Source organism: Streptomyces sp. NPDC006739 (assembly GCF_042869815.1).
Taxonomy (GTDB): Bacteria; Actinomycetota; Actinomycetes; order Streptomycetales; family Streptomycetaceae; genus Streptomyces.
This window is the reverse complement of the sequence record NZ_JBIAGM010000061.1, coordinates 1-13,135: the sequence shown is the minus strand read 5'-3', so window position 1 is coordinate 13,135 and position 13,135 is coordinate 1. Positions and strand designations below refer to the sequence as shown.

The 13,135-nt window shown below is 69.2% G+C and carries 14 protein-coding genes and 3 pseudogenes; 6 read left to right on the top strand and 11 right to left on the bottom strand.

What is annotated here, in order from left to right; genetic code table 11:
• Positions 1 to 147: 147 nt before the first annotated feature.
• The 4 genes from ACFYMM_RS43645 to ACFYMM_RS43630 all read right to left on the bottom strand — a co-directional run bounded on the left by ACFYMM_RS43645 (position 148) and on the right by ACFYMM_RS43630 (position 2,921).
• Positions 148 to 549, bottom strand: a complete 402-nt coding sequence (locus tag ACFYMM_RS43645) for a SpoIIE family protein phosphatase (protein ID WP_388398258.1) — start codon at positions 547 to 549, stop codon at positions 148 to 150.
• A gap of 94 nt (positions 550 to 643) precedes the next feature.
• A complete protein-coding gene (locus ACFYMM_RS43640) occupies positions 644 to 955 on the bottom strand; it encodes a PP2C family protein-serine/threonine phosphatase (protein ID WP_388398260.1) in 312 nt (103 codons plus the stop codon).
• A gap of 70 nt (positions 956 to 1,025) precedes the next feature.
• Positions 1,026 to 1,688 (bottom strand): GAF domain-containing protein, encoded by a 663-nt coding sequence (locus ACFYMM_RS43635; RefSeq protein ID WP_388398255.1) that lies wholly within the window; start codon positions 1,686 to 1,688, stop codon positions 1,026 to 1,028.
• 885 nt (positions 1,689 to 2,573) lie between these two features.
• Positions 2,574 to 2,921: an STAS domain-containing protein gene (locus tag ACFYMM_RS43630; protein ID WP_388398252.1), complete on the bottom strand. Its 348-nt coding sequence runs from the start codon at positions 2,919 to 2,921 to the stop codon at positions 2,574 to 2,576.
• Between the two features lie 402 nt (positions 2,922 to 3,323).
• On the opposite strand from ACFYMM_RS43630, the gene ACFYMM_RS43625 reads away from it, so the two are divergent.
• Positions 3,324 to 3,614: a hypothetical protein gene (locus tag ACFYMM_RS43625; protein WP_388398249.1), complete on the top strand. Its 291-nt coding sequence runs from the start codon at positions 3,324 to 3,326 to the stop codon at positions 3,612 to 3,614.
• On the opposite strand, the gene ACFYMM_RS43620 is transcribed toward ACFYMM_RS43625, so the two are convergent.
• The 3 genes from ACFYMM_RS43620 to ACFYMM_RS43610 form a co-directional block, all read right to left on the bottom strand.
• Complete coding sequence (locus ACFYMM_RS43620) at positions 3,601 to 4,446, bottom strand: RNA polymerase sigma factor SigF (RefSeq protein WP_388398247.1); 846 nt, start codon at positions 4,444 to 4,446, stop codon at positions 3,601 to 3,603. The two genes, ACFYMM_RS43625 and ACFYMM_RS43620, sit on opposite strands and share 14 nt — an antisense overlap.
• 446 nt (positions 4,447 to 4,892) lie before the next feature.
• On the bottom strand, positions 4,893 to 5,102 hold the full coding sequence (locus ACFYMM_RS43615; RefSeq protein ID WP_388398244.1) for an STAS domain-containing protein: 210 nt from the start codon (positions 5,100 to 5,102) through the stop codon (positions 4,893 to 4,895).
• Positions 5,103 to 5,275: 173 nt separating this feature from the next.
• Positions 5,276 to 6,469 (bottom strand): serine hydrolase domain-containing protein, encoded by a 1,194-nt coding sequence (locus tag ACFYMM_RS43610; protein ID WP_388398242.1) that lies wholly within the window; start codon positions 6,467 to 6,469, stop codon positions 5,276 to 5,278.
• 221 nt (positions 6,470 to 6,690) lie between these two features.
• Here ACFYMM_RS43610 and ACFYMM_RS43605 point away from each other — a divergent pair, with 221 nt between their 5' ends.
• Complete coding sequence (locus ACFYMM_RS43605; RefSeq protein ID WP_388398239.1) at positions 6,691 to 7,431, top strand: MarR family transcriptional regulator; 741 nt, start codon at positions 6,691 to 6,693, stop codon at positions 7,429 to 7,431.
• A gap of 25 nt (positions 7,432 to 7,456) precedes the next feature.
• Here ACFYMM_RS43605 and ACFYMM_RS43600 read toward each other — a convergent pair whose 3' ends face one another.
• Positions 7,457 to 7,651, bottom strand: a complete 195-nt coding sequence (locus tag ACFYMM_RS43600) for a hypothetical protein (protein ID WP_388398236.1) — start codon at positions 7,649 to 7,651, stop codon at positions 7,457 to 7,459.
• Positions 7,652 to 8,150: 499 nt separating this feature from the next.
• Entirely contained in the window at positions 8,151 to 8,885 is a 735-nt protein-coding gene (locus ACFYMM_RS43595; RefSeq protein WP_388398233.1) for a polysaccharide deacetylase family protein, read from the bottom strand.
• Between the two features lie 533 nt (positions 8,886 to 9,418).
• Between ACFYMM_RS43595 and ACFYMM_RS43590 the strand changes: the two genes are divergently transcribed.
• On the top strand, positions 9,419 to 9,643 hold the full coding sequence (locus tag ACFYMM_RS43590; protein WP_388398230.1) for a DUF5133 domain-containing protein: 225 nt from the start codon (positions 9,419 to 9,421) through the stop codon (positions 9,641 to 9,643).
• A gap of 684 nt (positions 9,644 to 10,327) precedes the next feature.
• Here the strand turns inward: ACFYMM_RS43590 and ACFYMM_RS43585 are convergent.
• On the bottom strand, positions 10,328 to 10,630 hold the full coding sequence (locus ACFYMM_RS43585) for a WhiB family transcriptional regulator (RefSeq protein WP_388398228.1): 303 nt from the start codon (positions 10,628 to 10,630) through the stop codon (positions 10,328 to 10,330).
• A 393-nt stretch (positions 10,631 to 11,023) separates the two neighbouring features.
• Between ACFYMM_RS43585 and ACFYMM_RS43580 the strand changes: the two genes are divergently transcribed.
• Entirely contained in the window at positions 11,024 to 11,368 is a 345-nt protein-coding gene (locus ACFYMM_RS43580; RefSeq protein ID WP_388398225.1) for an ANTAR domain-containing protein, read from the top strand.
• A 21-nt stretch (positions 11,369 to 11,389) separates the two neighbouring features.
• Here ACFYMM_RS43580 and ACFYMM_RS43575 read toward each other — a convergent pair.
• Positions 11,390 to 11,515 (bottom strand): annotated as a pseudogene (locus ACFYMM_RS43575) (ATP-binding protein); the annotation flags it as partial.
• Between ACFYMM_RS43575 and ACFYMM_RS43570 the strand changes: the two are divergent.
• Positions 11,512 to 12,414, top strand: a pseudogene (locus tag ACFYMM_RS43570) (ISAzo13 family transposase); the annotation flags it as partial. The pseudogenes ACFYMM_RS43575 and ACFYMM_RS43570 sit on opposite strands and share 4 nt — an antisense overlap.
• Before the next feature lie 181 nt (positions 12,415 to 12,595).
• Positions 12,596 to 13,135, top strand: a pseudogene (locus ACFYMM_RS43565) (transposase); the annotation flags it as partial.

Genomic DNA, 13,135 nt, shown 5'->3' with positions numbered 1-13,135 from the left:
GACGGCAGCCGCCTGATAGCCACACCCAGCACCCCTGGGCGACCCAACCCTACGAATGGCTCGATCAACCCGATCAAGACGGTAGAGCCGCCTGACTCGGACGGGCAGCGGGGTACTCAGAACAACGCCCTGCACAGAGGTCCGCCTTCACCGCCGCATCGACCACGGCTTTCTTCTGCTTGTCGCGTGACCGGCGCAGCCGGTGGTCGTTGAGTACGGCATCGCGCCATGAACATCCGGCCCCCGCGGATGCGCGAACCTCGTGAGGGCCCGGAACTGCCAGCGCCTGGCACCGGGCCCCCACCCCGTTGCAGATGCAGCCGACGAGAGGCGCTGGTGCCGGGCTGGGGGCAGCCGCAGGGCGAGCAGGGCGACGTCGTCGGGATAGCGCTCGGCGAGGAGTTCGTCGCACAGCATAGGCAGGGGTTCGCGGACGAGGGCGGCGGCGTGCTGGCGCAGCCGGGTCAGGCCGGCGTTCAGGCTCTCGCCGCGGCGTTCGACCAGCCCGTCGGTGTCCAGCAGGAGGGTGGAGCGGTCAGGCAGGTCCACGGTGGCCTGGCTGCGGGGGTGGTGGGGGCCGGGCGACCGGCCTGCCCTGCGGGGGCAAGCCGGTCGCCCGGCCTGCCCTGCGGGGGCAAGCGCATCATCGCCTCGACGTCCAGGAGAAGGTCGTGGCTGTCGTTGAGGTAGCGGGTGCGCCCTCGTATGTGACCAGCAGTGGCGGCAGATGGCCGGCGTTGGAGTAGTTCAGTTCCCACGGGCCGCCCCCGGGGCCGCGGACGATGGCGTAGATGCAGGTGGCGGTGGTGGCCAGCAGGGTGTGCTGGGCGAGGTCGAGGCGGCGCAGGATGGCGTTGGGTGGTTTCTGGCGGTCGCAGGCGATGCCGCGGAGCATGTTGCGGACCTGGCTCATGGTGACCGCGGCGCGTACGTCGTGGCCGGTGACGTCGCCGATGATCAGGGTGGTGTCCCCGGTGGGCAGAGTGAAGCTGTCGTACCAGTCGCCGCCGACCTCCGCCGTCTCGCTACGGGCCGGGTTGTAGCGGGCGGCGAGCTCGAGAGGGCCCCACGTGGGGCAGGTCGGGCAGCAGCGCCCGCTGCAGATGCTCGGCGGTGGCCTGAACCTCCGTGTCCAGACGGGCGTTGTCCGTGTGCAGGGTGATGCGGTGGGCCAGATCCTCCACCAGCGCGAGATCGTCCTCGGCGTACGGCCGCTCGCTGCCGGTGCGGGCCAGGGTGATCGCACCCATCACCCGCCGCCGCGCCCGCAGCGGCGCGAGCACCATCGACGACGCCTCCAGCGCGGGTACCACGTACCAGCCGGTCCCGGCCTGTGCCTGCTGGCCGGGACTGCCGGGGTTGTTGATCAGCAGGGGGCCGGCGCCGCGCAGGACCCGGGCCAGGGGGCCGGGAGTGTCATCGGTCAACGACGGCAGGCAGCCCTCCAAGAGCCCCGGCGGCAGCAGATGCGGGTCCCGGTGAGTGACACAAACCCGGCGGGGCTGATCGTCGCCTTCCAGCAGGTCCACGGCGCACCAGTCGGCGAGCTGCGGCACCATGATCCGGCACACCATGCGCAGGCCCGCATCGGCGTCCAGCGTGCTGCCCAGCGCGTTCGTCACCTCCGCCAGCAGCGCGAGGCGGTCCAGCGCCTGCTGGAGAACCGCGTCCACATCGAACTTGTCCACCAAAACCACCCGAATACGCCTGACATGACCCCATTAATCCATCTTCTCCGCCCGGTCGTTTCAGCAGGCGGCCGAGACAAAGACAAGCAGGTGGTGAGCCCCGGCGCCCGTGTGCGCGCGGCGGGTGCCCGGTCGTCTGCCGGGCAGGCAGCAGCTCTGCGGTGCTGCGGGAGAACGCCTCGGCGTCTCACGGCGGCGCGCAGCGGGGGCAGGGTCGTCAGCGGGCCGGGTCGCCCGGCGCGCTGCCCGGCCCGGGCCGCAGGCCGCACCGTCCGCGACCGTGATGCGCACCCTGCAACTCGTCGGCCTCGACACCCTCATCGACTGCCGCCCCACTCTGCGGGACGCGCTCAGCATCTGACCGAATCCCCATACCCGCCAAGCGCTGACCGACCGGCTCAGTGCTGAGGGTGATCACCCTTGGACACATACAGGGGAGCGAGCTGGTACCAGTAGCCGTACACCAGGTCCTCGGCCTCCCGCACCGCCCGTTGAGCGCACAGCGCGTCCGCCGGCAGACGCTGCCCGGCCCGGGCCGTAGTGGAGCCCGTGCGCCGGGCATCCCTCAGCGCCGCCCGGCGCCAGGCACGACGGGACAGGCAGCAGTACGTGCCTGGCGCCCCCTGGTGAGCATGCGGATCGCATCGAGTTGGTGGTGGTCGAGCAGGTGCGACTCGTCGATCACGACGGCCGGGGTCCGGCCGCGTTCATCGGCCTCGGCAGCCGGCGCCGCGGAAGCTTGAGCTGCCAAGGCAGCAGCGAACCTCCGTCCGGCTCGGGGGATCCCGGACGGAGGCCCACCTCCATCTTGCGCCCTTGCCGCCCCCCTGCGACCTCACCGCAGCAGCGGTGTAGACCAGGCCTTCCGGTCAGCGGGCCGGCGCCTCACGCGCTAAGGGCCGCATCGGAGCCCTCCTCGGCCGTGGGGCCGACCGCGAACAGGGCGTAGGCCCCCGTAATTTCCAACAGGCGCACAGGCTGAGGCTGGAGCCCCGTGACAGCCAGGCGGCCACCCTCGGCATGCAAGCGCCGGCGCAGCAGCAAGAGCAGGTTCAGCCCGCTGGAATCCATGAAAGACACACCGGACAGATCCAGGTACAGCGGCTTGCTCCCCAAGGGGGTGACGAACGCGGCCCGGGACAGCTGGGGACAGGTCTGCAGGTCTATCTCCCCGCGCACGGTCATCACGGTCCGGTCGGGATACTGCTGTGTCAGTACAGTGAAATCGCTCACGACACCCCTCATTCGGGGTCGAGCCCATCACGCCCCCCATGGGGGGAGGGCATCAAGCACACGGCGTGGGGCCGCATAAAGCCAAGCAAGACAACCCGTACCGCGCCCCGGCCATGGAAACGACCTGCAAGGACGGCGCGGGGCCTCTCACCAGACCAGGCTGGTTACCTCGAAGCGTCCCACACGCGGGCCAGCATCCACCAGCACGTGCTCCGAAGCGGGAAGGGTCGTATACGACCTCTCAGGCAGCTCGATGCCGCACTGGTCGCACCGCCGGCCCCTGGCCATACCCGAGGTTCACCGCCGCCACCGTCGGCGGCATCAGCCGCTTCGGCACCGCCGACCGCCTCGCCGGAGCTGCCCCGGTGCCCCGGCACTCCGGCTGTCGGCGTACTCGTGAACGTGTACGCCGACACCGGCAACGGAAGCGGCAATCTGCACGGCCCCCGGCGTTATCACCGCGGCCGGCAGCGCGTCTTCGACACCTCCGCGCTGATCAGCATCCGCAGCTGCGACGCGTCCCGTCGCTTCTACGAACACAAGCACGCCAAGCGCAAACGACATGCCCAGGCCGTGCTCGCGCTCGCCCGGCGACGGGTCGGCGTTCTGCGGGCTCCGATCCGCGACGGACGGTACTACCGACGTGCACTTCAGTCACAGCGGCGGCTGGACAACCTCATCAGGAGGTGGTGAGCATGCCTTCGCGCAGCCGGGACAGGCAGCGGGTGAGCAGGCGGGAGACGTGCATCTGGGAGACGCCGAGGCGTTCGCCGATCTGGGCCTGGGTGAGTTCTTCGACGAAGCGCATGTGGATGATCTGCCGGTCGCGGTCGTCGAGTGCGGCGATCATCGGGGCGAGGGCGTGGAAGTCCTCGACGAGTTCGAGGGCCTGGTCGTCGGTGCCGATGAAGTCGGCAAAGGCGCTCTCGCCGTCCTCACTGGTGCTGATCGCCGCGTCGAGGGAGGCCGACGTGTAGCCGTTGGAGGCCAGCTGGGCTTCGACCACCTCGTTCTCGTCGAGAGACATCAGCTCGGACAGTTCCCTGGTGGTCGGCGTGCGGCCCAGCCGGCTGCGCAGCTCCTCGTTGGCGCGCGCCAGCTGGACGCGGGCCTCCTGCAGCCGGCGCGGCACGTGCACGGCCCAGGAGGTGTCGCGGAAGAACCGCTTGATCTCCCCGACGATGTAGGGGATGGCGAAGGAGGTGAACTCCACCTCGCGGGTGAGCTCGAACCGGTCGATGGCTTTGATCAGGCCGATCATGCCGACCTGGACGATGTCCTCCATCTCCTCGGGCCCCCGGCTGCGGAACCGGCCGGCCGCGAAGCGGACCAGGGACATGTTCATCTCGATCAGCGTGTTGCGCGCGTAGCTGTACTCACGCGTGCCTTCCTCCAGCGCCGCGAGCTGATCGAAGAACAGGCGCGTCAGCTGCCGTGCATCCTTGGGCGCAACCTGGGAGGGATCGGCGACCTCCGGCAGACCGGCTACGTTCGTGTCCGTCTTCGCCGCAGTCACTGTCGTCATGATGCTTCCCTCCCCTGAATCCTGCACGCTGCCGGCCTGCCACGGGCCGACGGCGGCCCGCCTACCCCGGTATCCGCAGGTCATGCGCGCAAATCAAAATCGGGGCCGCCGTCTCGCCTGCGGGGCAGCTGCCGCCTCGGCCGCGAAGCCACCATCCCGCACCGGAGGGGATCCGGGGAGGGGACCGGCAGCAGACGGGTCAGGGCGGCTTTCGGACTGGGCCCCGGTGCACCGCCGTGCAGGGCCCAGGAGCGCGCCGCCGTCCGTATCCCATCAAGTCGGCAGGCCTCGAAAGACATATCCGCCTGAACCCTTGCTTTTCATTCTTATATATCGGGAAATTGGATGCGTCGCCGAGGTACGAGTCTTTGCGAATCATGACCACTCGGCCGTACCGCCGCGTTTTCCGGCCCCTGGGCCGCACAGGTACCGGCCTGGTGCCCCGGTCAGCAGGCCGACGCATCGCGGTGTGCTGCCGGGCTTTGGCACAGCCCGGACAGTACGTCGCATCCCGTGATCTCCAGCACCCGGATGAGGGTCGGCGCTCTCAGGCCCGTCAGGACGAACTCCGCCCCCGCCTGTACAGCCAGTTCCCTCATCGTTATCAGAGCTCTGACTCCTGCCCCGTCGCAGAGCGACACCGCGGACAGGTCCACCGCCAGGCGGACTGGTTGCTACTCAAGGCGCTGCCGGACGACCGCGACCAGCTCATCGCCGGTGAAGGTGTTCAGCTCGCCGAAGACTCCCACCGAGTGCACCCCGCCGTCGCGGGCGACCAGGGGCGTAAGGACGGGTCTCGCCTGTCCTTACACCCCGGCTGTCAGTGGCCTCAGGAGGCCGCTGCCGGGCCTCCCGGGCAGAACTCCGCCTCCAGCTCGGCGGTGAAGACCCCGATCGGCGAGCCGAACTTGCCCTTCGCCCAGTCGCCGTTCACCTCGGTGGACAGCAGGTGGCGGCCGTCGCGGGTCCCGAAGGTGTACGACCAGGACCCGTTGATCGCGCCGCCCATGCCCCACACCGTGCCGCAGGACAGCTTCTGCGAGGCGACTCCCAGGCCGTACTCGGTGTCCGGGATCCAGTGGCCCTGCGGGTCCTGCATGGTGAACATCTCGCGCTGCTGGGCGGGTGGCAGCAGGCGCCCTTCGAGCAGGGCGCGGAAGAAGGTGTTCAGGTCGCCGCTGGTGGAGATCATGTCGCCGGAGGCGTACCCCCAGGAGGGGTTGAGGTCGGTCACGTCGTAGACAGGCGCGGTGTCGACGTCCTTCGCCATCAGCTGGGAGTAGTAGCGGCCGTGCGGGCCGTGGATGCGCATGTCGTCGGCGGCCGGTTCGTAGGTGTTCTTGAGGTGCAGCGGCTTGGTGATCCGCTCGGCGATCTCCTGCGGCAGGCTGCGGCCGGTGGCCTTCTCCACGATCATCCCGGCAAGCGCGTAGTTGGTGTCGGAGTAGGCGAAGCCGGTACCCGGGGCGAACTTCGGCCCGTCGGCGAGAGCGGCCTCGACGAGCTGGCGCGGCGTGAAGTCGTCGAACCGGTGCTGCAGGAACGGCGTGCCGACGAACTTCTTCCCCAACGTCGGGTCCTCGGCGTAGTTGAAGACACCGCTGGTGTGGTTGAGGAGTTGGCGGACGGTGATCCGGGAGCCGTCGTAGCCGTGGCCGTCCACCAAGCCCGGGAGCCAGTGCTCGACGCTGTCGTCCAGGCTGAGCCGCTGCTCGGCCGCCAGCTGGAGGACGACGGTGGCGACGAAGGTCTTGGTGGTGCTGCCGATCCGGAACCGCTCCTTCGCGGTGATCTCCCGGCCGGTGGCCAGGTCGGCGGTGCCGACCGTCCCGAACCAAGTCGAGTCGCCGTCCCGGACCTCGGCCATCGCGCCCGGCAGGCCGGCCTCGGACACGGCGCGGTCGAGCACGGACTGGACGTCGGCGCGCTCGGCGCTGTGCGGGGGCTCGGCGGCGAAGGCGGCCGGAGCCGAGATCGACGTGAGCAGAGCGGCAGCGAGAGCGGCGCGGATGGTGGTCTTCATGGTGGTCTCCCCCTGGGTGGCATTCAGTTTCGGTTCGAGGAAAACGCTAAACCGGTGTTCGCAAACTCATCAATGCCATGCACGCTCTTCAAGCATAAAATCCCAGGTAGATGGCAGTTTTTCCTTGCAATGATCATGCCCACTAATGCAATGAGGCCAACATCCAACTGTTGCAATGGAGTCGGACGGCCGCATACTCGGCAGCGACGAGAGGAGCGCCCATGCCAGGCGCCAGACTGACCCAGGAAGAGCGCCGCCTGATCGCCGCCGGGCTCACGGCGGGGTTGGGCTACGGGGAAATCGCACGGCAGCTCGCCCGCCCGACCTCCACAGTCACGCGTGAGATCGCCCGCAACGGCGGCCCGTCCGGCTACCGGGCGGACAACGCCCAGCGTGCGACGGTACGGCGCTCCCGGCGGAGCAAGGCGGCGGCGCCTAGGGTGCCGGAGGGCAGCGCGAGCACGGGCGACGGGCGCGACCCGGCCGCGGTGGAGGAGTACGCGACGCAGCTCGCGGAGTTGCTGGCACAGCTCGGCATGCCACGCATGGTCGGCCGGGTGCTCGCGTGCCTGTACGTCACCGACTGCGGCAGCCTGACGGCTGCCGAGCTGGTGCAGCGGCTCGGGGTCAGCCCGGCGTCGGTCTCAAAGGCGATCGGCTACCTGGAGGGCCAGGAGTTGCTACGGCGCGAGCGAGAGGACGGCGACCGCCGCGAGCGGTACGTCGTCGACGACGACATCTGGTACCGGGCGATGCTCGCGAGCGCCCAACGCAATACGGTCCTGGCCGAGTTCACACGCAACGGAGCAGACCTGCTCGGCACGGCCACACCCGCCGGGACGAGGATGGCCGAGGCGTCGGCCTTCCTGGACCTCGCGGGCACGGACATCGTCCGCGCCGTGCAGCGGAGGCGGCGTCAACAGGGGAGCGGGGAGGTGGTGCCGCCAGAGTCGGACGCGTAGGTATTCGCCCTTCAGCGCCCGGCCGTCAGCGCAGGGCGACCGCCGCGCCCGTGCGCTCGGTAAGGATCTTGACGGCGAAGCCCGCCAGCGCGGTCCCCATCACGTGGCGCTGCACGCGCTGCCAGAGCGGGTGCCGGGCGAAGAATTCGGCGACGGAGTCGGCCGTCACGATGAAGAACGCGTTGCCCGCGACCCCCACCGCGGTCCGGGTCAGCTCCACAGCACCCTCTGCAGGTGTACTGGGCGTGTGCTGCGAGGCCGCGTTCGAAAACTCCTGAGGCTGCCTTTGGGTAGGGCGCCCGTCAGTGGCCCCACCGAGGCGAGTTGAATTGGCCCAGATTCGCCGAGGAAGAGCGCGCGAAGCTCGTCGGCCTAGCCGGGGACGAGTACGACGCCCAGTGGCGCCGCTGGCGCGAGGCGTCCGAGGCCGTGCAGGCGGCCGTCACCGCAGATGCCGAAGCCACCGGAGGCCAGCCGGTACGCCCTGACGGGCCGGCTCAGTGCTGTTGGTGATCGCGTTTGGACACGTAGAGGGGAGCGAGCTGGCGCCAGTAGCCGTTTACCAGATCTTCCGCCTCCCGCGCCACTTCCTGCGCGTCCACTCACAGTACGTCATCTACTTGGCGATGGCCCTGCTCCCCCTGCGCCGCATCGCAAGTTCGGTGCGCTGACCGGCTTTTCAGACACCCTCTATCGCCATCAGCGGCACCGGGTGCTTGTTACGGGCTGGGTCCCTGCTTGTACAGCACACCTCTGTGCAGGCCGCCGGCGCTGGCGAACAGCTGGGGAACGGTGAGCAGGCGGTACCCGCGCGCTCGGAGCGCGTCGATCAGATGGGGGACGGCCGGCGGGGTTGTCGGGTAGCGGTCGTGCAGCACGATGATCGTGCCGGGCCGCACCCGGGCGAGCACGGCCCTCTCGATGAAGGCCGGGTCGTGGTGCTTCCAGTCCTGAGGGCTGAGATTCCACAACACCACCGCCATCCCCGCCGATCCAGCCGCCTTGGGGACGCGCGCGTCCAATGCGCCGAACGGCGGCCGGAAGAGCACCGGCCTGTGGCCCGTCACGGAGGCGATCTGCCGCGCCGCAGCCTCGATCTCGTGGTCCACCCGGGCCGCAGAGATGAGCGTGAGGCGGGGATGGCTGACTGTATGATCGCCGATCGCGTCGCCGTCCCGGTACTCCCTGAGCACATCCGCCCGATATTGGAGCGCGTGCGGTCCGATGAGGAAGAAGGTGGCGACGGCGTGCTTGTGCTCAAGGGTGCTCAGGATGGCGGCGGTGTACTGGGTCGGACCGTCGTCGAAGGTGAGGGCCACGCACGAGGCTGCGCGGCAGTCGACACCGGGGTTGTGCGTCGTGCCGATGAGGGGAGGGTGCGGCACAGCAGCAGTCGCTGTTGCCGTACCCGCCGCGGGTATGAAGAGCAGCAGCGCAGCGGAGGCAACAGCCACCGCACTACGGTGCCGAGCCAACCTGGCAGCCATATCGTGATACCTCGCCCGCCGCCGCACGCGCGTCGGCGGCATTGCTGATTCCAGTCTGACCACCCATGCGGCCCGTGCGCACGCCCGCCAACAACGGTGTGAGGTAAGAAGAGTTCAAGCGTTGGCGTGATCCGGCGGCACCACCATCACTCGTCCGCCGATATTCAAGGGTCTCTCTTACCTTAGGGGCCCGCGAGGGCCGCCCCCTCTTGAGGGAGGGTTGTCGTTTCTTTGAGCTGTTCGGGGGCCGGTGTGCGGTGCCAGCGCGTCGCAGCCGGCCAGCAACCGCTCAGGCTGCACGATGACGCGACGGGCGGGCGGACCGGCGGGCACCAGGTCCCGACGGGCACTCCGCAGCCCCCGGGCCCCACGCAGCCCGCGGACCCTGTGCAGAGTGCAAGGACCGCCCGCCCGGCTGCACCGCCGCCTGCACAGACACCAGCCGAGTTTGTGGGAGTGAGAAAGGCAGGTCCGATCGGGCCAGGACGGAGGCGGCTGTCATGTTAAAGGCGCATCCTTCGCTCCTGCGGGAGCTCGTCGAACGCTGCGAAACCCTCAGACAGCGCCTGGCATCCGATGACAGTGCCGAGACCAGGCACCAGCTTGAGGACGCCTCGTATGCACTGTGTGTGATAACCGGCACCCACCAGCTGGACACCGCACTGCCCGTGGGCCGCCGCCAGCTCACCGACGCGACGCGCCTCCAGCAGCCTCTCCGCCACTGAACGCGACCGGCCCGTCGGAGGCGGCTGGACAGCGTCCTGGGGTCAGCCGCTGGCGAGTATCGGGCCGGCCGGGCCAGAGCGTGTCTGGTGAGCGTGGGGGCAGGGCGTGGCAGAAGTGGTTGTGGGAATGCGCATCCGGTGCAGGAGGTCACTGTGGTGCGCTTGCGCAGTGTGGTGCGCTTGCGCAGTGTGGTGCGCTTGCGCAGTGTGCTGCGCCAGGTCAGTCCCGGGTGGCGGGACCGTAGGTGTGACAGCGCACGGGTGCCCAGGCCGGTGCTGCGGAAGCGCTCGTCGATGACGACGGTGGTGATGACGCCCTGGGCGCAGTCGGTGCAGATCCGGTACCGGACCTGGCCGAAGACCTGGCGGGTGTGGACCAGGAGCAGGCATTCGTCGCCCGGGCCGGGGTCGTCCGGGATGTGCGTGGACAGGAATTCGATGGCCCGGTAAGCCAGGACGCGGCGGCGCAGGCGGCCGGTGCGTCGGCCTCGGCGTGAGTGCTTGGCCCCGTCGTGACCGGGCGGCGATGTCTCGGCTGTGGAGGGCTGGCCGATGAGACTGCTGCGGGCGGGACGCGCATGTTGTCCGTGCATGACGTGCCGTGTGCCCAAACAGCCGACGGATACCCGTTCCAGCGCGCGCGGGGCCCTTCGTACGGTGTGTCCGCGATGGCACTTCACTCTCTCAGCCGTTGGCAGCCGAGCATGGGCGGCGCGCATGTTCGGCACGGGCCGCTTCGAGCAGACTGCGCCAGGACGTCACAGTGGGCCGCCGGCGCAGCAGTGCGCGGCGTTCTCGCTCGGTCATGCCTCCCCAAATGCCATGCTCGATGCGGCGATCGAGGGCGAAGGCCAGGCATTCTGTGCGTACCGGGCAGTCGCTGCACATAGCTTTCGCGCCGTTTTGGGCTGCCCCTTCAACGAACAGTTCGTCCGGAGCGCTGCTGCGGCATGCCGCGTAGGCGCCCCATTCGTCATCCGCGATCACTCGATGCCGTCCTCTCCCCCAGAGCATGCCGCCGTTCTTACCTGTGCCTAGCCGGCGAGACCACAGTCAGCTGGGTGGCAGGCCGCGCGGCGGCATGGTCATCGATGCCATGCCGCCGCGTCACTCACCCCAGCCCCAGTGCCACCTGTCCCTCGCGTGCCCGCACGGAGCCGGTCTACGCACTCCCCGGGTTGATGTCTTGGCAGGGATGGCCTGGAAGCGGGTGGTAACTCGCCGCTGGTGGGTTGGGAAGCAAGCCCCCGCGGTGTCCTCCGGCGACCTACTGCCGGGGGACTCACGCGTCGTGACGTGCTCCGGCCCGATGGTTGTCGGAAGGCAACTGGGGCAGACGGGTGAGGTCCGCCCGTCCTCTGTCTTTCCCGGTGATCTGTCATGACCTCATCCCCCCGACCCCGCCCACAGTCGCCCGCGTCGGCCGACGATCTGGTGGCAGAGCTGGAGAGGGTGCGGGCGGAAAACAGACAGTTGCAGCAGGCGCTCGCCTCGCATGCCGTCGTCGACCAGGCCATCGGCGTCCTGACCGTCCTGGGACGGATTCCCCCGGGCGACGGCTTCACGGTGCTGCGGGAAGTCTCGCAGCACACCAACATCAAACTCGCCCAGGTCGCCGAGGAGGTCGTCAAGCACGGCCAGGGCGCGGCGCTGCCCGGTGTTCTCCTCGGGGAGTTGCAGGCCGCGCTGGCCCGCCACGCCGCCGGCCCTCGCGCCGGTCTTTGACTGGCGGGTGGGCGCGTCGCCCTACAAGGGCGGGCGCCCGGCGACGGCACCGCCGGGATCGTCCAGGAGGGCGATGCGGGCGGTGATGCGCTTGCCGACCGGCTCCCGCTGCGCCTCGAAGCCCTGGGCGACGGCCATGACGATCTGTGGGCACCGATCACGACACCGCCGCGTTCGCAGTGGAATCGGTCCGCCGCTGGTGGTCCGGCCAGGGCCGGGCCGCCTACCCGCAGGCGACACGACTGCTCATCACCGCCGACGCAGGCGGCTCGAACGGCTACCGCACCCTGGCCTGGAAGCTCGAACTCTCCCGGCTCGCTGCCGAGACAGGACTTACGATCACCGTTTGCCACCTGCCGCCGGGCACATCGAAGTGGAACAAAATCGAGCACCGGCTCTTCTCGCACATCACCATGAACTGGCGCGGCCGCCCGCTGACCAGCCACGAAGTCATCGTCCAGTCCATCGCCGCGACCACCACCCGCACCGGACTGCGCGTCATGGCCGAGTTGGACACCAACATCTACCCCACCGGAGTCCAGATCGGCGACGCGGAGATGGCGGCCCTGCCACTGACCCGACACCCCTTCCACGGCGACTGGAACTGTGCCGTGCACCCCCAGCCGTGCCCTGCCATCCCAGCACCCCGGACTCCGCAGAAGCCGGCCCCGGAGTGGGACCAGGCTCTACTGTCCGATCCCGCCCTGACCGGCATGTCCCGGCAGCAACTGAGCGACCTCACCGACACTTTGGCCGTCGATGGCGACGTCAAGCGCGGACGCCCGCCCCGACTCGCCTTCCCCGACCAGGTCCTGGCGGCCGTCCTTCACCTGCGGGGCGCCCTGGCCGCGGAACCCCTCGCCGTGCTGTTCGACAGCAGTCGCACCGCCATGCACCGCACCCTGCTAAAGATCAGGACACTGCTCAAAGCGCACAGCATCGTCATCCCGCCGGCAGCCACCCCGCTCTCCGCCCTCACAGCCCTCCAGGCTCGGGTTCAAGCCCTGAGCGGCGACCCCAGCAGCATGATCAAGACAACGTGTTAATGATCTGCAAGCCCTTAGTGAGCGTTAAGTCCGATCTTCCTCGGTTCGTGATCGCTCGATCGTGGTACTGATCGCCGTACGAGCCGCCTGGTGGGCATGTCCATGTTGGGATGCGGGGTGTGAAGAGAGAGAGCCGTACCTCAGCGACTTATCGGACGAGCAGTGGCTGTTGATCGAGCCGATGATCACTGCCTGGAAGCAGGACCGGGTGGCGCGGTCGGCGACCGGCGATCCCGGGTCCTGTGACCTGAGGGAGGCCGTGAACGCGGTCTTCTACCAGAACCGGACGGGCTGTCAGTGGCGCTACCTGCCGCATGATCCACCGGCCTGGTCGGCGGTGTTCTGCTGCTTCAGACTGTGGCGCGAGGACGGCCTCGACCAGCGGATCCAGGAACTCCTGCGCTGCCAGGTGCGCGAGAGAGCCCGGCGATGAGAGGACCCGTCCCTCGTGATCCTCGACACCCAGTCCGTGCGCGCGGCTACGGGTGTCCCGAAGACCACGACGGGGCTGGACGCCAACAAGAAGGTGTCGGGGCGCAAGCGGGGACTGGCCGTGGACGTTCCGGGGCTGATCACCGGCGTCGTCGTCCTGGCTGCCTCGGCCCACGACAACGCCGCCGGCACCGCCCTGCTCGACCAGGCCGCCGAGCGGTGCGGGATGCGTCTGGAGAAGGCCCTGGTGGACCAGGGCTTCAAGGACGAAGTCGTCATCCACGGTGCG